General features: G+C 35.4%; 16 protein-coding genes. 12 read left to right on the forward strand and 4 right to left on the reverse strand.

Features of this window, described 5'->3' with window-relative positions; all coding sequences use genetic code 11:
• Positions 1-436 precede the first annotated feature (436 nt).
• A complete protein-coding gene (locus tag CLU83_RS10925; RefSeq protein WP_100431639.1) occupies positions 437-1,573 on the forward strand; it encodes a lipase in 1,137 nt (378 codons plus the stop codon).
• Between the two features lie 308 nt (positions 1,574-1,881).
• Here CLU83_RS10925 and fabF read toward each other — a convergent pair whose 3' ends face one another.
• The 3 genes from fabF to CLU83_RS10940 form a co-directional block, all read right to left on the reverse strand.
• A complete protein-coding gene (fabF, locus tag CLU83_RS10930; protein ID WP_100431640.1) occupies positions 1,882-3,120 on the reverse strand; it encodes a beta-ketoacyl-ACP synthase II in 1,239 nt (412 codons plus the stop codon).
• Positions 3,117-3,341 (reverse strand): DUF2798 domain-containing protein, encoded by a 225-nt coding sequence (locus CLU83_RS10935; protein WP_100431641.1) that lies wholly within the window; start codon positions 3,339-3,341, stop codon positions 3,117-3,119. The genes fabF and CLU83_RS10935 overlap by 4 nt, the downstream gene beginning before the upstream one ends.
• 300 nt (positions 3,342-3,641) lie before the next feature.
• Positions 3,642-4,235, reverse strand: coding sequence for a TetR/AcrR family transcriptional regulator (locus CLU83_RS10940; protein WP_100431642.1), 594 nt, complete (start codon positions 4,233-4,235; stop codon positions 3,642-3,644).
• 1,459 nt (positions 4,236-5,694) lie between these two features.
• Here CLU83_RS10940 and CLU83_RS10950 point away from each other — a divergent pair.
• From CLU83_RS10950 to CLU83_RS10965, 4 genes are all read left to right on the forward strand, one after another.
• On the forward strand, positions 5,695-6,084 hold the full coding sequence (locus CLU83_RS10950) for a helix-turn-helix domain-containing protein (protein ID WP_100431644.1): 390 nt from the start codon (positions 5,695-5,697) through the stop codon (positions 6,082-6,084).
• Positions 6,085-6,309: 225 nt separating this feature from the next.
• Entirely contained in the window at positions 6,310-6,633 is a 324-nt protein-coding gene (locus tag CLU83_RS10955; RefSeq protein ID WP_100431645.1) for a metalloregulator ArsR/SmtB family transcription factor, read from the forward strand.
• Positions 6,634-6,638: 5 nt separating this feature from the next.
• Complete coding sequence (locus CLU83_RS10960) at positions 6,639-7,103, forward strand: SRPBCC domain-containing protein (protein ID WP_100431646.1); 465 nt, start codon at positions 6,639-6,641, stop codon at positions 7,101-7,103.
• Positions 7,104-7,109: 6 nt separating this feature from the next.
• Positions 7,110-7,490, forward strand: a complete 381-nt coding sequence (locus CLU83_RS10965) for a DoxX family protein (RefSeq protein WP_100431647.1) — start codon at positions 7,110-7,112, stop codon at positions 7,488-7,490.
• 103 nt (positions 7,491-7,593) lie between these two features.
• Here the strand turns inward: CLU83_RS10965 and CLU83_RS22670 are convergent, their stop codons facing one another.
• The gene (locus CLU83_RS22670; RefSeq protein WP_255410952.1) at positions 7,594-7,770 is read right to left on the reverse strand and encodes a LuxR C-terminal-related transcriptional regulator; all 177 of its coding nucleotides are present in this window, start codon (positions 7,768-7,770) and stop codon (positions 7,594-7,596) included.
• Positions 7,771-8,342: 572 nt separating this feature from the next.
• Between CLU83_RS22670 and CLU83_RS10975 the strand changes: the two genes are divergently transcribed.
• The 7 genes from CLU83_RS10975 (at position 8,343) to CLU83_RS11010 (ending at position 20,403) form a co-directional block, all read left to right on the forward strand.
• Positions 8,343-11,075, forward strand: a complete 2,733-nt coding sequence (locus CLU83_RS10975) for a T9SS type A sorting domain-containing protein (protein WP_232727064.1) — start codon at positions 8,343-8,345, stop codon at positions 11,073-11,075.
• Between the two features lie 327 nt (positions 11,076-11,402).
• On the forward strand, positions 11,403-13,697 hold the full coding sequence (locus tag CLU83_RS10980; RefSeq protein WP_100431649.1) for a type IA DNA topoisomerase: 2,295 nt from the start codon (positions 11,403-11,405) through the stop codon (positions 13,695-13,697).
• Between the two features lie 232 nt (positions 13,698-13,929).
• Positions 13,930-14,727, forward strand: coding sequence for an AraC family transcriptional regulator (locus CLU83_RS10990; protein ID WP_232727065.1), 798 nt, complete (start codon positions 13,930-13,932; stop codon positions 14,725-14,727).
• Between the two features lie 28 nt (positions 14,728-14,755).
• On the forward strand, positions 14,756-15,916 hold the full coding sequence (locus tag CLU83_RS10995; protein ID WP_100431652.1) for an NAD(P)/FAD-dependent oxidoreductase: 1,161 nt from the start codon (positions 14,756-14,758) through the stop codon (positions 15,914-15,916).
• Between the two features lie 215 nt (positions 15,917-16,131).
• The gene (locus CLU83_RS11000; RefSeq protein WP_100431653.1) at positions 16,132-16,620 is read left to right on the forward strand and encodes a DUF6265 family protein; all 489 of its coding nucleotides are present in this window, start codon (positions 16,132-16,134) and stop codon (positions 16,618-16,620) included.
• Positions 16,621-16,829: 209 nt separating this feature from the next.
• Complete coding sequence (locus CLU83_RS11005) at positions 16,830-19,199, forward strand: TonB-dependent receptor (RefSeq protein ID WP_100431654.1); 2,370 nt, start codon at positions 16,830-16,832, stop codon at positions 19,197-19,199.
• A 61-nt stretch (positions 19,200-19,260) separates the two neighbouring features.
• Positions 19,261-20,403 carry a PepSY domain-containing protein gene (locus CLU83_RS11010; RefSeq protein ID WP_100431655.1) on the forward strand — a complete coding sequence of 381 codons (1,143 nt, stop codon included), beginning with the start codon at positions 19,261-19,263 and terminating at the stop codon, positions 20,401-20,403.
• The last annotated feature ends 111 nt before the right edge of the window (positions 20,404-20,514 follow it).

Here is a 20,514-nt window from a genome sequence, read left to right on the forward strand (position 1 = left end):
GTCTCCCGACTTCGTCACACACACAAAGCAAACAATACAATTCCACAATCAAAGTCCTTGCGAGGAACGAAGCAATCTCACTATCAAAAGCAAACCCAACAAATCATTGGAACGGATGTAGCAAGTGAGATTGCTTCGTTCCGATAATTATCGGAACGAAGCAAAGACTCAGCGAACGTAGATCCCCACCCCACTTACCCCAACTCCGCAAAGTACTCTTTGAATACGGAGATACTCCGCAAATTCTTATGACTTTTCGCTTTTTTAAAGCTCTAAAAAGCCCTGAACATGATAAAATACTTTTTCTTTGCATGAAGTCTTATCGAGCTCATTAACTTATTTGTGACAACGTTTTAACATCCTGTGTCATCTTTTTAATGATTTTAGATTCTTTGTTATAAACTTGTTTAGAATTACCTCAACACCCAACAAAAAAATGGAAGACACAAAAGAAATGGATGTTCCACAAGTTGCGAATATCCCAAAAAAACAACAAGTTATTGCGGTACTATCTTCATTGTCTAATTGCAATCAGAATAGTTATGAAATTTCAGAAACCGCTTTGCAAGAAAAAGCAACGTCAAGAATAACTACGGCGTTAAAAGATTCAACACTAACCGATTTTATTGGCAAGTGGGAACTGGTTTGGGGACCTTGCTTAAAGAATTCTGTTGTTAGCGATAAAAAAAATAATCCCAAACATGTTGGACAATATGTTACGGACAACACCATGTATGTTGTAAAATCTCAAGATCCAGAAGACCCTACCAAAACCTTATATGTAGTTGCAGTGGCAGGTACTAATGCCATTTCAGATTTTGGATGGGTGGATGAGGATGCAAAAGTAGGAGTAATGGTAGATTGGAATGGTGTCCCAAAGGCTAAAATTTCTAAGGGTAGTTCAGATGGTTTGGGTATATTATTAAAAATGAAAGATAATAAAAACGATTTACTACAATTTTTTAGTACGCTCAACTTGAATGAAAATGTAGAAATAGCAACTTGTGGTCACAGTTTGGGTGGTGCATTGTCTCCGCTATTGGCTTTGAAATTGATTGAGATGAAAGAAATAAATACAATTAATAATCTTACTGTTTCTTGTTATCCTAGTGCAGGGCCTACCTCAGGAAATGCTGCATTGGCTAGATTTGCCGAAAAAAAATTGGCTAACAACTACCATTCTGTAATCAATAATTACGACATAGTTCCTCACGCATGGGAAGTAGCAATGCTTGATAAAATACCAACCATCTATAATAGTGATGCCTATGGAAGATTAGCATTGACAGGAAAGTCACTAGATCTTTTAAGATTCAAAGAAAGTCAAGTGAAATTAATTTTGGCCAACTATACTCGTATTTATGGAAGAACCACACACGAATATACTTTTGATGGAAAACCTAAAGGAGCAAGCGAAGCACCAATGAGTTTGAATATATCCGCTTTATCAGAAGGAAATGATCATTTTTTTTGTCAAGCATCTTATCAACATACAACAGTTTACAATCAGTCTAATGCCCTTGATTTCCCCAAGGAAGTGACTTTGGAAATACAAAAATACATACAACCGTAATTGATTTTGTTCAATGAAAGTTGAAAATTTATTTTGAACTTAAAATAAAAAACCACGAAATAACAGTTATGTTATTTCGTGGTTTTTTTTATTTCCAATAGAGGACAACACAAAATAACTGGGCTATTGAACGATTTTTTAACGAAGAAAAAGGGAGAAAGATCCAGACAAAACAAAGTTCATTTAACTCCAGCTCGGCGAAGTCTTCCGACTTCGCCACACATGGTGAGCAGGCAATACAACTCCGCAATCAAAATCCTTAGGAGAAGAAGAGCCCCACTATCAACAGCACTTAACAAAAAACAAACCTATACTTCCTGAAAAATCAAAGTAGAATTATGTCCGCCAAAGCCAAAAGCATTGCTCATTGCTGTTTGTATATTTTTTTGCAAAGGTTCATTCCTTACGATTTGAATATTTTCAGGAATTTCGGGATCAATATTTTCTATGTTGATGGTGGGCGGAATTGTATTTTCATTGATTGATTTTATAGCCAGAATAGCTTCAATTGCTCCTGCTGCTCCCAATAAATGTCCTGTCATCGATTTGCTGGAGCTTACCCACAAATTTTTCGAACCTTTAAACGTTTTGTTTACGGCTTTCAATTCGGCAATATCTCCAACAGGCGTCGAAGTCGCATGTAAATTCAAATAATCCAATTGCGATATATCCAGTTTTGCTTCTTCCAGAGCCAGCTGCATTGCTTTGGCAGCGCCTAAACCTTCAGGATGAGGTGATGTCATGTGATACGCATCTGCAGTCATTGAAGCGCCGGCTAATTCGGCATAAATTTTGGCTCCGCGTTTTTTGGCGTGTTCATACTCTTCCAAAATCAATGCTCCTGCTCCTTCCCCCATCACAAAACCATCACGGTCTTTATCAAAAGGACGACTGGCTGTGAGCGGATCGTTATTTCTGGCAGACATTGCTTTCATGGCACAAAAACCACCAACCGAAGCCGCAGTAATAGGCGCTTCTGAGCCACCGCTTACAAATATTTTGGCCTTGCCAAGACGGATGTAATTAAAGGCATCCATAATGGCAGTATTAGAAGTCGCACAGGCAGAAACCGTGGTGTAATTAATCCCCTGCAGACCAAATTTCATAGAAATCATTCCAGAAGCCATATTCACAATTAATCGGGGTACAAAAAACGGACTAAACCTTGGAACATAATTGCCCGTTACATAATTTTCAACTTCAGATTCAAAAGTTTCCATTCCGCCTTGCCCGACTCCCCAAATTACACCAATATCGAAAGGATCGATTTTAGAAATATCCAGTCCAGAATCTTCCAATGCCTGTGATGCACTGTACAACGCATATTGCGTAAACAAATCGCTGCGTTTTATTTCGTTTCGATCCAGATATTTTTGGGGTTCAAAATCCTTTATTTCAGCAGCAATTTGTGTACGGAATTTTGAAGCATCAAAACGGGTGATAATCCCCGTACTGCTTTTCCCTTCAAGACTGTTTTTCCAAAAAGATGCCACATCATTTCCCAACGGATTTATGGTTCCTAATCCTGTAATTACAACTCGTTTCATTTCATTATTTTTTTTGGAATTATAAAACTTACCATTTTTTCAACAAATGGCGAAATAATTAAGATGGCAGGAATCACTATTAAATATGCTACTAGCCAAGATTTTAGCCAAACGGCTAAATGTAAATGTGCCCAACCAAGGTTTATCGTTATCAATGTAAAGGAAATAATTCCCGTTGTGACGATTCCCATTATCAATGCAAATGCGATTTTCTCTTTCATGGATTCTATTTTTTAAAATATCTGAATATTATATTACGAAGTCATTTCCTGAACTCTTGTCTAGTTCATTAGTTGAAGTGCTTCTTCTGAAGAGGACAGGTACAAACGATACATATCTTCAGTTTGTCCAATTCTAATTTCAAATTCATTCTGTTCTAGTCCTGCAACAAACTGTTCCGCTGCTACAGCGGGTGAAATACCTGCACTTCCGCCTGAGATTAAAACGGTGTTATTTGTTGTTTTAATTTTTATTGTTTTTTTTTTAAATATACCAATCGGTATGTTTTTGATTAAATTTTTTTATTCTACTATTTCTTCATTAATAATTTTAACGACTCTGTTTAAAGCTAGGTATAAATTATCCGGTTTATTTGCCAATTTGGAAAGCAAAATACCGCCTTCAATTAGCATTATAAATGTATTAGCATAATCCTTTGGATTAATTTCTTTGTTAAACTCTTTTTTTTCAATGCCTAATTCAATAATTTTTGCCACTCTCTCAGCCCAATTCACAAACGAATGCTGTACTGTGGTTTTCATAAAAGGCATTGCATCATCCGCTTCTATCGCTGAATTTAGTAATGGGCATCCCCCTTTTTCAAAAATTGGAGACCAATTATTTCGATAAAAATCAGTAAATGCAATAAGTTGATTGTAAGCCTTATTCTCCGTTGCAATAGCCTCCCCCATTTTCTTTGATAATTCTCCTGAACTGTGCTTGAATACTGCAACAACAACCTCTTCTTTGTTTTTAAAATTCCCATATATACTTCCTTTTGTAAGTCCGGTTGCAGCTGTAATATCAGACAAAGATGTTCCAGCATATCCATTTTTATTAAAAAGGGAGGCTGTTTTTTCTATAATCAGTTGACGTGTTTGTTCTGCTTTTGACATTTTAAAAAGATAATATTATAAATTTATTGGACAAAGATATAAAATAATACCGAACGGTATATTTTTTTTATGAAAAAAAAATATACAACAATCGTACCATGACGATAATGATATCTGCTCAACAGATAAAATACCTCAGCTCTACGAAGTCTCCCGACTTCGTTACACACGCTTAGCAAGGAATACAATTCCACAATTCAATTCCACAATCAAAGTTCCTCACTCTAAAGAAGCGAACAAGACGTTAGCGTGCCTCTTTATCAAAAGTAAATCCAACAAATCCTTGAGTAAATTTTCTAATTGATACAACTTTATTGAGAATTATATTAAAATAAATAGTAATTAACTTTCAAAAAACAATAAAAAATGTATTTTATCGATTATTTATGTATTTTTGTTAATACTCAATACTACTCCAAAAAAAGTTTATTCAAACAAAAAATAGTAATCATTTGATTATCAGACACTTTTTTAAAAAACATTTATTTTGCCTTAATTATGTCAAAAAGTAAAAAACAAAAAGCAATGAATTGATTAAAAACTTAAAAAAACATGCTGTAGGAATTTAAAAACATTGATGCGGTAAAACACTATATAAAATAAAGTTTTTTCTGCATTAATTATAACTCTAAGTTATATTCTACAATTTAAATCACACGAAAACAAAACTATACTCTGTAATATTGCTGGAAGAAGCAGTCTCATAAAATGCATATTATAATATGCTTTAAGGTGCTTTTATATCTTTTTGCATTGTTTTTAGTGTAGTTTCTTTTTACATTTTTTACAATAGGAAATTCTATTTTAAATAAATATTGATTTATATGTTTCTCACATTTGTACACAATAAAGTTCTATTTCACTATGGAACAAAAAAATGGCAGTATTCTTTTAATGAAATTAGCTGCCTGGGTTTAATCAGAAAAAAGACGACTTTTTATCTTGAAGATGGTTCTTTTATTGCGGTTACGGCTTTAGCTTATTATTGCATGCTTTTTTCAGATATAATAGATTTATACTATTTAGTTCCTACAATACTATGTTATACTGTGATTACTATTCTGCGATTTAACAATATAGCTGAATTCGAATACTATGTACTAGTCCAAGATATTTACGGCAAGGAAACCAAAATTAAAATTAAGGCAATTGATAGACAGACAATAAGAAAACAAATAGATATATACTTGAATCAAAAGTTTGAACAATTAGTGCAAAAAAGCATTTAAATAATTAAAATTAGTAAAATGCAGTTTATAAAAATCTCAAACTACGATTTAGCTTTAATAGGTATAGCCATAATATATGGCTTTATCATTACTATCAGAAAAAGTGAATAACATCTTTTATATTTCTTAACTCTAAAAAGAGTTTAACATTGTAAATTAAAACCTATGATAACTATACAACCATTTGGTAATCTGTTACTTTAATTACGCAAGATTCCCTCAAATTAATTATGAAAACTTTTTCTATAAAAAAAAATATTAAAAGCCTAAGAGAGTTGAAAAATTATACTCAAGAATACATGGCAGAACAGCTGGGAATTACACAAGCAGGCTATAGTAAAATAGAAAAAGGAAAAACAGATTTGAGTTACAAGAAATTAGAAGAGATTGCTCGTATTTTAGGAGTTAGCGTCGAAGCAATCATTACATTTGATACACAAAAATATTTCAATAGTTTCAATAATATAAATGGAGATTATAACGGCAGTATCCTTATCAATTCAGATGTCTGCCCAATGATAACAAAACTATATGAAGATAAAATTGAGCTTTTAGAAAAACTCCTCATAAAAACCGATTCAGAATTAGAACAGTATAGAAAAAAATATGGTCCATTATAGCCACCAGCTCAGCAAAGTCTTTCGAGTTCGCCATACACGTTGAGTAAGCAATACAATTCCTCAATCAAAGTCCTTGAGAGGAACGAAGCAGCCTCTCTATCAAAAATAAATCCAACAAAATCATCGAAACGGATATCCCCATATTTCCAACTTCTACAAAATAATTCTCAAAAAATTTGCGTAGCTACTTAACTACACTTATATTTGTAGTCAAATAACTTCACGATGAATTTAAGAAGAGACGTTTTTCAGGCAATTGCCGATCCCACACGCAGAGCAATACTGATGCTGGTAACTACACAATCGATGACAGCGGGAACAATTGCATCCAATTTTGACACGGCAAGACCAACGGTTTCAAAACATCTACAAATTTTAACCGAATGTGACCTGCTCACTGCCGAACAAAGCGGAAGGGAAATCTACTACCATCTGAATGCAAAAAAAATGAAAGAGATAGCCGATTTTATAGAACCTTTCCGAAAAATGTGGGATGACCGATTTAATAAACTGGAAGACATTATGAAAAATTACAAACCAAAAGAATAAACGCCATGGAACTAAAAACAAAAATCAATGCCGTTGACGGCAAGCAGGAATTAGTGATCACAAGAGCATTTGATCTGCCTTTGGAATTACTGTTCAAAGCCTATGCAGAACCCGAAATTGTCGCGCAGTGGATGGGAACAAAAGTGCTGAAACTTGAAAACAAAAATCACGGCAGTTATCAATTTGAAACTACTGATCCTAAAGGAAACAAACATAGCTTTAACGGAACAATCCATGAGTTTATCCTTAACGAAAAAATCACAAGAACATTTGAAATGAGCAATACCCCCTTTGGCGTTCAGCTGGAATTTTTAGAATTTGAAAAAGTGACTGACAGCACCAGCAAACTCACCATGCACGTGGTTTATAAATCAGTCGAAATCAGAGACCAGATTCTAAAACTTCCATTCGCACAAGGAATAAATATGGCGCATAACCGCCTGCAGGAAATCGTAAACCAATTAAAATAATATATCATGACAAAGAAAAACAGAATAATTTATTGGACAGCCACAGCACTTTTGTCTGTTGGCATGTTAGGAAGCGGTATATCACAGTTGCTGCACACCAAAGAAATGAATGAACTTATTGCCCACACTGGCTATCCAATGTACTTTATGAACATTATCGGCGTTTGGAAAATCCTTGGAGTTATCGCTATTTTAATCCCAAAAAACAAACTCTTAAAAGAATGGGCATACGCAGGATTCTTTTTCCTGATGACGGGCGCATTATTTTCGCATTTGGCAATGGGCGATGCCGGGAAAGCTATTTTTGGACCGCTTTTTCAAACCATTTTTATAATTCTGTCTTGGTATTTCAGACCAACTGACAGAAAGTTAACTGCAGTAAATTAACTAAGGAATTCCAAACAAAACCCGCTCCGTATTCTCACGACTTTGCAGAGCGGGTTTATTTAAACTCCCTAAAAAAACTTCTTTAAAGCGGAAATCCAAAAATTTAAATAATCTTATTGTCTATGGCAAAAGAAAGGGCTTCTGCGAAATTTTTAACCTCAAAAATTTCGAAAATTTTTCTTCTGTAATATTTTATGGTATCAGGAGAAACAAACATTTTTTCTGTAATCTGATTTATCGTTGACCCTTGAGTAGTTCCCTCAATCGTGTGCAAAAACACAATCTCTATTGCTATTCTATAATTATTTTAGTTAATGTGATTAGCTAACGCTTGAGCGCTTTGTTCCTCTCAATAAAGCACTGATGGGAATATTCCAGCTAAGTCAAAACCCTTTTATCATGCACCTCCTCAGCAAACAAAGATTTCACTAGTTTTTGATATTTAAAAACAACATTCCAACTTAAAATTTATTTTACAAAATTATCGGCAATTATTATAATAAAAACCCTATACATATATAAAAATCAAAGAATATATTAACAAAAACTACTCATTAACACTAAACAATCGATTACAATTTGTCATTTTTTATGATAAATAAAAAAAGTAATACATCATATAATTAACCTTAAATACGAATAAAACATAATATTTAAGCCTTTTTTTACTATTAATAAAATTTATTAAAAATTATATGACAAATTTTTTAATCAATATAAAATAAATTATATACATTTGTGTAATCGATTGCAAAACAGTTATATACTACAAAAATGCTAATCGTTAACAAAACCAATTAAAAAACCAAAAAACCAAATTATGAAAAACTTTTATTTTACACGATCGCCTTATTGGCCTCGATCCAAATCTGGGCACAGACAGTTACTATTAATGAATCGTCAGGATGGCTAGAATCTGCCTTTGTAAAATGGACTCCCGTTTCTGGAGCTGGCAGCTACAATGTATATTACTCCGGTGGCGGAGAAACCAACAAAAAAATTGACACACAACTTATCCGCAGTTATGGTTCTTATTATCGTGCCGATGTACCTGGTCTCACTGCGGGCTCTTATACTCTTACTGTAAAACCCGTTATTTCAGGAAATGAAGGCACGGGAACCACAACAGGCAATTTAACCGTTGTGGCTCAAGACCGTAATGGTTTTGCTTTTGACAGCGGTCGAATTCCCGGAGGATATAAAGCCAATGGGACTCCAAAAGACAATGCCGTAATTCTTTATGTTACCCAAAATACCAAAAACACAATTTCGATGAATATCACTGGTGCCAGCACAAATCCTTGTGTTGGCTTGCAAAATATTTTATATGCTATTAAAAAGGGACAAGACGCGCGTCCGTTTATCATTCGTTTGATTGGAAATATTACCGATATGTCTGTAATGGAAGGCGGAGATATTGTTATTGAAAATTCAAATAATGCATCATCCTACCTTACTCTGGAAGGCGTTGGCACAGATGCAGTTGCCAATGGCTGGGGTGTTCGTCTTAAATCAGCATCGAATATCGAAGTCAGCAATATCGGAGTTATGAACTGCAACAGTACAGCAGGAGACAATATTGGAATGCAGCAGGACAATGATCATATTTGGGTTCACAATTGCGATTTATTCTATGGTGATGCCGGTAGTGACGCTGACCAAATAAAAGGCGATGGCGCATTAGACAATAAATCATCAACTTATGTAACATTGGCTTACAACCACTTTTGGGATAGTGGAAAAGCCAGTCTTTTAGGCTTAAGCGAAGGAACTACAACCGGTTTATATATTACGTATCACCATAACTGGTTCGATCATTCTGATTCTCGCCACCCAAGGGTTCGTTACTATTCAGCACACATTTATAACAACTATTATGACGGAAATTCTAAATATGGAGCAGGATCAACATTAGGTTCTTCATTATTTATGGAAGGGAATTTTTTCCGCAATTGTAAATACCCTATGCTTACTTCTAAACAAGGCACTGATATATTTTATGATTCTACAGGTACTTTTTCTGGTGAAGCTGGAGGAACAATTAAAGCATTTAATAATACAATGACTGGTCAAACACGCTATGTTCCATACAATGCCACTAATTATCCTGTTGAATTTGACGCTATTGAAACAGCAACCAGAGGTGAAGTTATCAGCAGCAGCATTAAATCGAAACTTGGAGCCAATTCATACAATAACTTTGATACCAATACTGCATTCTATGTTAAAAATTTGGTGATAGATCAGCCTGCAGTTGCCCAAACTAAAGTAGTTCAATACGCAGGACGTGTTTCTGGCGGTGATCTAAAATGGACTTTTGACAATGCCGTAGATGATGCATCATCACTTGTAATTACAGCATTTAAGTCTGCACTTACGAATTATAACACAACATTAGTTTCAGTACAAGGAGAAACTACACCCGCAGGCAGTCAGACACTAACTTCAACTGCCAATAACAATCAAACAGTAACGAGTGGCACTGCGATTGGCTCAATTGTTTTCACCTGGGGTGGAGATGCAACCGATGCAACCGTGACTGGATTACCTGCATCAGGAATTAGTTTTGTAAAAAACACCACAGCCAAAACAATAACTATAACAGGAACTCCAACAGCTACAGTTACTTATTCTATTAGCACAACAGGTACCGCAGGTACTCCTGCAACTGGATCAGGAACCATCACGGTTACGGCATCAGGTACTCAAACACTAACTTCAAGTGCCAACAATAACCAAACAGTAACGAGTGGCACTGCGATTGGCTCAATTGTTTTCACTTGGGGTGGAAATGCAACCGATGCTACTGTGACTGGATTACCTGCATCAGGAATTAGTTTTGTAAAAAACACTACAGCCAAAACAATAACTATCTCAGGAACTCCAACGGCTACTTTATCATATTCCATTAGTACTACCGGTGCAGGAACACCTGCAACTGGATCAGGAACTATAACAGTTACAACGGTTTCTTCCGGTAATGAAATACATAATTTCACAACATCAGGAAAAGTTAGCTCATTCTATACCATCACAGGAAATATGAATTCTACTGACGGATCAGCAACATATAATGGTTTGACATTGACAAAGCGTTTAAAAATAGAGTCAAGCACAACTATAACTTTTACAACAACGGCTGCCTCAACATTAACTTTAGTGTTTGATCCTACTTTTTCTGGAACAATTAAGATTAACAATATATCCTACACTGCTTCGGCAGGAATAGTTAGCGCATCGCTTTCAGCTGGTGCAAATACTATACTCAAAGGATCTGTTGCGAACCTATTTTATATTGAGACTAAATACAATACTACATTACGTACTGCTCAAAAAACTAAAGCAGCACAAAGTACCGAAGCCACAAACTTGGTTTTATATCCAAATCCGGTAACGAACCAATTAAACATAACTCCTTCTAACCAGAAAATAGAAAGCATTATGATTTATAATATGACGGGAACATTAGTTAAAAGTTCAAGCAATACTGAATCTATCGATGTAAGTAACCTTAGTATTGGAAACTATTTGGTAAAAGTGACTACAGATAAAGAGACATTCGTTAAAACGATTGCTAAAAAATAAAACAGAATAAAATCACAAAAACAACCTCTCTTTAAGAAAATTAAGAGAGGTTCTTTTGTTTTAAGCTCCAGCTAGCATTAGCAGAGATAAGCTCTAAACGCTGTTGTGAATATCTTGCTAATACCCCAAAAATATTCTTTGAAAGTTGGGATACCCCACAAAACTATGAGTCTTTGCAAAGCAACTTAATTTACTTTTGTCCCAACAAACAACTCGTTCCTCACTCTACCCCACTTCATTACTTACTCCGTTCACAACTCCCTAAAATTTCTTTTTAATACCAATTTCTAAATTCCTAATTTGCACCTTCAAAATTAGAAGAAAAAAATGAAGGTCTGTATTGCCGAAAAACCAAGTGTAGCACGCGAAATCGCATCCGTTTTGGGAGCCAATACCAAGCATGACGGTTATTACGAAGGCAACGGTTATGCCGTGACCTACACTTTTGGGCATTTATGCACCTTAAAAGAACCCAACGATTACAAACCGCATTGGAAAAGCTGGGATTTGAACAATCTGCCTATGCTCCCGGAAAAATTTGAAACCAAAGTGGTGCAGAATTCGGGGATTCAAAAACAGTTTAGAATTGTAAAAGGTTTATTTGACAAAGCCGAATTGGTCATCAACTGCGGGGATGCCGGGCAAGAAGGAGAACTCATTCAGCGCTGGGTAATGAACGAAGCCCAATACAAAGGCGAAGTACAGCGTTTATGGATTTCGTCCCTAACCACCGAAGCCATCAAAGAGGGTTTTGAAAACCTAAAACCATCTGCCAACTACGATAATTTATACTATGCAGGATTTTCCAGAGCCATTGGCGACTGGTTACTCGGCATGAATGCCACCCGTTTGTACACTGTAAAACATGGCGGGTACAAACAAGTATTGTCTATTGGGCGGGTTCAGACCCCAACCTTAGCCATGGTCGTTGACCGATTTAAAGAGATTGAGAATTTCAAACCACAGCCCTATTGGGAACTGCAGACTTTATACAGAGAGACGCTTTTCAATTATGAGGAAGGACGCTTTTTGAAAAAGGAAGATGGCGAAATTCTAGCCAATAAAGTCAAGGAAAGTGAGTTCGAAATTGTTTCTGTCGAAAAAAAGAACGGCAATGAGTATGCGCCAAAGCTTTTTGACTTAACAGGTTTACAGGTATATTGCAATCAAAAATTTGGTTTCTCGGCAGATGAAACGCTTAAAATTGTCCAAACTTTATACGAACAAAAAGTAGTCACCTATCCCAGAGTCGATACAACATTTCTTCCGAATGATATTTATCCGAAAGTGCCTGGAATTCTGCAAAAACTGACTAATTATGCCGAATTGACGCAGCCTCTTTTAGGTAAAAAGATAAAAAAATCATCCAAAGTTTTCAACGATAAAAAAGTAACAGATCACCACGCTATTATTCCAACTGGAGTACAATCTAATTTGCAATACAATCAGCAGCAGGTTTATGACATAATTGTAAAACGATTTATTGCGGTGTTCTATGACGATTGTTTGGTAGCCAATACCACAGTAATTGGAAAAGCGGCCGATGTACTATTCAAAACCACAGGGAAAGAAATTTTGAAAAAGGGATTTCGCGTTGTTTTTGAAGATCCAAACGCAAAAGAAAAAGAAGCCGATATACTGCCGAGTTTTGTGGTAGGCGAAAAAGGACCGCATGTACCTTCGTTTTTAGAAAAAGAAACCAAACCGCCCAATCAATTTACTGAGGCAACTTTATTGCGCGCCATGGAAACCGCGGGCAAGCAAGTCGATGATGAGGATTTACGCGAATTGATGAAAGAAAATGGTATTGGCCGTCCGTCAACGCGGGCGAATATTATCGAAACGCTTTTCAAACGCCAATACATCGTTCGAAACAAAAAACAGGTTTTGCCAACACCCACTGGAATTCAGCTTATTGATACGATTCAGAATGAATTAATAAAATCAGCTGAACTTACGGGTTCTTGGGAAAAGCAGCTGAAAGATATTGAAAGAGGAACTTTTACCGCTGGTGCATTCATTAAAAACATGAAACACATGGTCGAAGCTTTGGTTACTGAAGTACGAAGCGAAACGACCCGCGCCAATATTTCGCATGCCGGAACTGTTCAAAAACAAGCTACAACAATTGAGAAAAAAAAAGCCGCAGGAATTTTGGCAGAAGTTTGTCCAAAATGCCAAAAAGGAAATCTGATAAAAGGAAGATCAGCTTATGGGTGCAGTGAATATAAATCGGGCTGTGATTTTGTACTGCCTTATGTTTTCGCAGGAAAAAAGATTTCCGAAAGTCAATATTTGCGGTTGGTTCAAAAGGGTTCGACTGTAAACTTGAAAGACTTTAAAACCGATTCTGGTACAGTTGAAGGCTTAATCCGTTTTGAAGAAAATTTCAAACTCAAATTTGAACCGAAGAAAACTGCCGTAAAAACAACTCCTGATACTTTGACTTGCCCGAAATGCAAAAAAGGAACAATTCTGAAAGGTAAAACCGCTTATGGCTGCTCTGATTATAAATTGGGCTGTGATTTTAAAGTCACTTTTGATGCGGTCAGAGAGAAATTGAAAGATCAAAAACCTACCAAAGAACTGGTTTATTCTATTTTGAATGAAAGTGTTTTATAGTTATTGGGTACTATTTTAAGTTAAGAATTTCCTGCTATGCTTTTTCTAAATTCAGTTGTTGAAAAGACGCGAAGATGCAAAAAAACGGTTCAAACTTTGTCCCTTTAGGGCAAACCTTCTCCCGTTCATTACTAAGGAAATAAATCCGAACTTTACTTTGGATTTGAAAAAAACATTAAATTTATCCAAAAGAAAACAGAGTTGACCTATCCAATCCACCAAACAGCGAACTTTGTCCACCATTTTAAAGCGATACACTTCTAAGTCAGAACACATGAACGATGGCTTCTATTACAAATTCATCCTGCCAGACAAGTCGATTGCTGACTTTGTGGAAAATATTGGGATGTTTCATAACCGATCAGACAAGGTAAAAGAAGTAGTTCTAATGCCTGACGGAAGAGTTGATTTATTTTTCCTGAAATCCGACTTAGCACCTTTTCAGATTACGCTAATTGGTTTGGAAACAGTACCGGAACAAAGAATTATTCCGCCACACACTCTTGCCTTTAAAGTCAGCTTTAAACCGCTTGGGGTCGAATATATTTTACAGACTTCTGTTGCCTCTTTTTTAAATAGCGCAAAAATTCTTCCGAAAGACTTTTGGGATATCAATGCCGATGATTTGAAAGATTTTGATGCATTTCAAAAAAAAATAGCTCTAAAAATAAACGAAGTTTTGCCCAACAAAATTGACGAAAGAAAATGCAAACTTTTCGAATTAATTTATGCTTCAAACGGCGAAATAAAAGTAGAAACACTTTCAAAAGAAATAGCTTGGAACAGCAGGCAGATCAACCGTTATTTCAATAAGCAATTTGGACTTTCATTAAACGCATTTTGTAAAATTTTACGCTTCAAGGCCTCCTTACAGCATATTGCCAAAGGCAAGCTGTACCCAGAACTCGACTTCACAGATCAAACACATTTCATCAAAGAGATTAAAAAATTTTCAGGCGTAGTTCCAAGCGAATTATTAAAAAATAAGAATGACCGATTTATACTATTATCCGTCCTGAAAGAACAATAATTTTGTCCCGTACTTAAAATTATACGGAATGTTACTAAAAAATAAACAAGTCGCAATCATAGGCGGCGGTCCCGGCGGACTCACATTAGCAAGACTTTTACAATTGAAAAACGTAAATGTAAAAGTGTATGAAAGAGATTTGAATAAAAATGCACGAGTGCAAGGTTCTCCACTGGATTTGCATGATGAATCGGGTTTGGCAGCCATTCATAAAGCCAATTTATTTGACGAATTTAAAAATAATTTTCTGCCGGGTGCAGATAAAATGCTTATCGTAGACGAAAGCGCAACAATATTTATGAGCGATTACGAGACGAATAGGGATGAGGATTTTGGGAATGAATATTTTCGCCCGGAAATCGACCGCGGTGTCTTACGAAAAATATTGCTCGAGTCCTTACAGCCAGAAACGGTTGAATGGGACAGTCATTTTATTTCGATGGAAGCACAAAACGAAGGCTGGTTATTGCATTTCAAAAACGGCTCAACCGCTTACGCAGATATTGTAATTGGTTCTGATGGCGCCAATTCTAAAATCCGACCGTATATCACCGACATCAAACCATTCTATTCCGGTATAACGATGCTGGAAGGCAATATTTACCAATCCAAAAAAACAACACCAAATATCGATTCCTTGCTAAAGGGCGGAAAAATAATGGCATTTGGAAACACAAAAAATGTATTGCTTGGACAAAAAGGCGGCGGTGATCTTGGTTTTTACGCAAGTTTTAAAGCTGATGAAAACTGGGCTACTAACAGCAGACTGGATTTTGCTGATAAAACACAAATATTGGAATGGTTTAAAAAAGATTATCCCGAATGGAGCTGTATTTGGTACGAACTATTCGAAAATGTTGCAGCGCCTTTTATCCCGCGCCCGATTTATTGTGTACCCTTAAATCAAACTTGGAAATCTTTGCCTAATGCAACAATCATTGGCGATGCCGCACATGTTATGCCCCCTTTTGCTGGAGAAGGCGCCAATATGGCGATGCTTGATGCATTGGAGCTAAATGAATTTCTAACGTCTGATAATTGTAATTCGATACAAGAAGCAATTACTTTGTATGAATTGCAAATGCATGAAAGAGCAACAAAAGCGGCACAGGAATCGCTTGAAAATGGAGAGAAAATGCACTCGAAAGTGGCATTGAAGACAATGCTGGCTTTTTTTGGCGGTCAATAAAAAAGAACAGTAAATACAAATCCACAATCAAAGTACTTGCGAAAAAAAAGCAATCAAGATTAGCTAACTGAGTGTTAGCTAATCTTGCTATTAAAAGCAATTCCAATAAATAGTTGAAGCAGATGTACAGTTGTTTTAAATTAAAACTAAAAAAGAAACACTAATCTATTTTTTCATAAATTAGCATTTCAAAATAACTGAAAATATTTTTACCAATGTTTCAAAAAATAGCTCCAATATTGCTTCTGTTAGTTATTGTTTCCTGCAAAAACTCTGAAGCAAATGAAAAAGACAAAATAAAATCAGCCAACTGGTTATTGGGAAAATGGGAAACCAAAACTGACGACGGTAATCTTTCTGAAAGTTGGAAACGCATAAACGACAGTACTTTTCAAGCAGAATCTTTTTTTATCAAAGAAAAAGACACACTGCATTTTGAAACCATAACATTACAGCAAAAAGGAGAAGAATTATTCTATAATGCTACTGTAAAAGGTCAAAACGAAAACAAAGCCGTTACTTTTAAAATGACTATTGGAACACAAAAACAACTGGTTTTTGAAAACCCAAAACACGATTATCCTCAAAAAATTACCTACACACAAATTAACAAAGACAGCCTTGTCGCATCAATTTATGGTGTTCAACTCGGGAAAATAAGCGCTGAAAAATTCGGAATGAAAAAAGATTCGATAGTCAAATAACAACATTTATCTTACAGAAATAAAACTTTGCTCTAAACAAGCAAAGTTTTATTTATTTCCTAAAACAGCCAAAATCATTGAGTTAAAATATTTATTTATAATTAATCTAAATAAATACAGTTAAATTAAGTATAATTTTTACATTTGCACTATTCTTATTTATTCTAAATAACAACAGTTAGTGTATTAAAAACTTTATATCTTAATCTATGAAATATTTGAATCAACAATTACCCTTATTTAAATTATTCTTATATCTATTTATCCTTTCCACAGCTAGCGCTTTTGCACAAAACAAAGGAAGTCTAAAAGGAACCGTTCAAACCAGTGACAATAAACCTGCAGAAGGAGTTTCGGTTACTGTAAAAGAATTAAACAGAACAACCATCGCCGATAATAACGGTGTTTTTGCTATCAAAAACTTACCAGCTGGCAGCTATACTTTAATAGTGACATTAGTTGGTAACAGTGATGTTCAACAAAACGTAACAATAGTATCTGGTGAAACTGCAAGCGTAAACATCAATCTTTCTTTATCCAATAACGAATTGAACCAAGTGGTCGTTTTGAGTAACAAAAGTGCTTTTAAAACCAACCGTATTTCTTCTTCACTTCGCTTGCAATCCCCTATTATTGAAATCCCTCAAAACATTCAGGTAGTAACAGGAAAACTGATCCAAGACCAACAAATTAACAATATGCTTGAAGGTGTTACCCGCAACGTGAGTGGAGCTACACGTGTAGAGCACTGGGATAATTATGCCAATATTACTATGAGAGGAAGCCAAGTTGCCGCTTTTAGAAATGGTATGAACGTAAGTACTACATGGGGCCCATTGACGGAAGACATGAGTCTAGTAGAACGCATCGAATTTGTAAAAGGCCCCGCAGGATTTATGTTATCAAACGGAAATCCAAGTGGTTTTTATAATGTGGTAACCAAAAAACCAAGCGGAAGAAACAAAGGAGAAGCAAGTTTATCTCTGGGAAGTTATGGTATGTATAGAGGTACATTGGATTTAGACGGTAAATTGACTAAAGACGGAAAACTTTTGTACCGTTTCAATGCAATGGGAGAAAAGAAAGACAGCTACCGCGATTTTGATTTTAATGACCGTTATACTTTTGCACCTGTATTAAAATATTTATTTTCAGACAAAACTTCTGCAACGCTAGAATATACACAACAATTTTCGAAAGTAAATGCAATAGGAAGCAACTATGTTTATGCTAAGCACGGTTACGAAGAATTACCAAGAAGCTTCACAACTTCAGAGAAAGAATTAGATCCTACACAAATGCTGGAAAGAAGTCTTTTGGGTATTTTTGAACATAGCCTAAATGACAAATGGAAAATTACTGCTCAAGGTTCTTACTTAAATTACGAACAAGAAGGAATGTCTTTATGGCCAGCTGGTTTTGATCCTGCAAATGATGCAATACTTAAAAGAACTGGTGGGAACTGGGATATTTTAGGAAAAATATATACTGGACAAGCTTTTGTAAATGGCGAGGCTCAAACTGGATCTGTTTCTCACAAAATATTAGGAGGATTTGACATGAGTGACAAAACCTATTACCATGACTGGTCACAATCTTTCACTTTACCAGATTTAGATATTTATAACCCAGTGCATGGTATACCAGCTTCGCCAACTTTTGACAGAAGTAAAGATATTAAAGACAGAGGCGTAAAATATTATAATAATTACAAAGGCTTTTATGCGCAGGATGAATTAGGATTCTTAGATAATGCACTTCGTTTAACATTGGCTGGAAGATATACTATACTAAAAGCTGGTGATGTATATTCTGGTGGTTCAAAAAACGATAAATTCACGCCGCGTATTGGATTAAGTTATTCTATTGACAAAAATACATCTGCCTATTTTGTGAGAGATGAGTCTTTTACAGAAAACTATGGTACAGATTGGCAAGAAAAAAGTTTTAGTCCTCAAACGGGAACAAATTTAGAATTAGGTTTCAAAAGAGACTGGCTGAACGGAAAATGGAATTCTACGTTTGCTGCCTACCAAATTACCACAGACAATATTCTTACATTAGACTCAGAACATTCTACACCTGCTAAGCAATTTAGCAAAGAAAGTGGTCAGCAAAAGGTAAAAGGTTTTGAAATTGACATTCGAGGAGAAATTTTTAAGAACTTTGATATTGTTGCCAATTATGCTTTCACAGAAGGAAAAACTACCAAAGATACCAACCCAAATATGGTAGGAAATCAAATTCCAGGAAGTTCAAGACATATTCAAAACACTTGGCTAAATTATAAAGTAGATAACGGATTACTGAACGGATTGGGTCTTTCATTAGGATATCAATATCAGGTAGGAAGAGCTCCTTGGTATATTTCACCTGATAACACTACTGCGCTGCCTGACTATTTCCGTTTGGATGGTGGTGTATCATATCAAATAAAAAAAGTATACATAAACCTTATTGTGAACAACTTACTTAACAAGTACTTATATTCTGGAGGATATTACAGCTATACCGATATGTATTACTGGCAAGCTGAAGCAGGTACTAATGCAAGAGTAACTGTAAGTTATAAATTTTAAATTATTTTTTGCACCTTTTAACTAAACTCCTCATTAACCTGAGGAGTTTTATCCTTTTTTAATGAAAAATAATAGCTTAAAAAAACTGATTGGAAAAATTCACTTATGGCTCGGATTGTCTTCTGGCATAATTGTATTTATTATTGCCATTACAGGCTGCCTGTATGCTTTTCAGGAAGAAATACAAAATATCACCGAAGAATACCGTTTTGTCGAAAAACAAAACAAACCTTTTCTCCCTCCATCCCAATTGGAAGAAATTGCAAAAAAAGCACTTCCGGGTAAAGTCTTGCATGCCATCAAATACAATGGAACCGAAAAATCAGCGGAAGCTATATTTTATCATTACGAACCCACATATTATTATATTGTTTACCTAAATCCATATTCGGGCAAAGTAATAGAAACAGCTAATATGGACGAAGGCTTTTTCAGGTTCATCCTCGACGGACACTATTACCTTTGGTTTCCCCCAGAAATTGGACAACCCATTGTAGCCTCGGCAACCTTAATATTCTTGGTACTGCTGCTTTCTGGGCTGTATCTTTGGTATCCAAGAAATAAAAATGCTGTTAAACAGCGCTTTAGATTCAAATGGAAAAAAGAAACAAAATGGAAACGAAAAAACTATGATTTGCATAATATCACTGGTTTTTATCTTCTTTTGATTGCGCTCGTTTTTGCCATTACCGGTTTGGTTTGGGGATTTCAATGGTTTGCCTACTCCTATTACACAGTAACAGGCGGGGAAAAATCATTGATTTACGAAGACCCAGTTTCAACAAAAAAGGCAATTGCTCCAAGCAATTCATTGGATAAAATTTGGGAATTAATGCAAAAAGAATATCCAACGGCAAAATCGATCGAAGTGCATCCGCCAGAAAATGACAGCACCGCCATAGCAGCTAATGCCAATCCGGAAGAAGGAACATTCTGGAAAACCGATTACCGTTATTTTGACCAATACACTTTGGAAGAAAAAGAAGTAAAACACATTTACGGAAAATATAAAAATGCGGCAATTCCAGATAAGTTAATGCGTATGAACTATGATTTACACACTGGAGCAGTATTCGGGCTAGCCGGAAAGATATTTGCTTTTTTAATCAGTTTGCTTATTGCGAGCCTTCCTATATCCGGATTTTATATTTGGTGGGGGCGAAATAGGAAAGAAAAATGCAGCAAATATTATGGTTTAATGTGATTCATTTTAAACCTTTTTATGTTTTTAGAATCTTACAAACAAAACATAAAAATTCCATTTAAATTTTAAATAATGATTGGTATTATACTATTTATTTTTACATTTGCGCTA

This window comes from Flavobacterium sp. 1, assembly GCF_002797935.1.
Lineage (GTDB): Bacteria > Bacteroidota > Bacteroidia > Flavobacteriales > Flavobacteriaceae > Flavobacterium.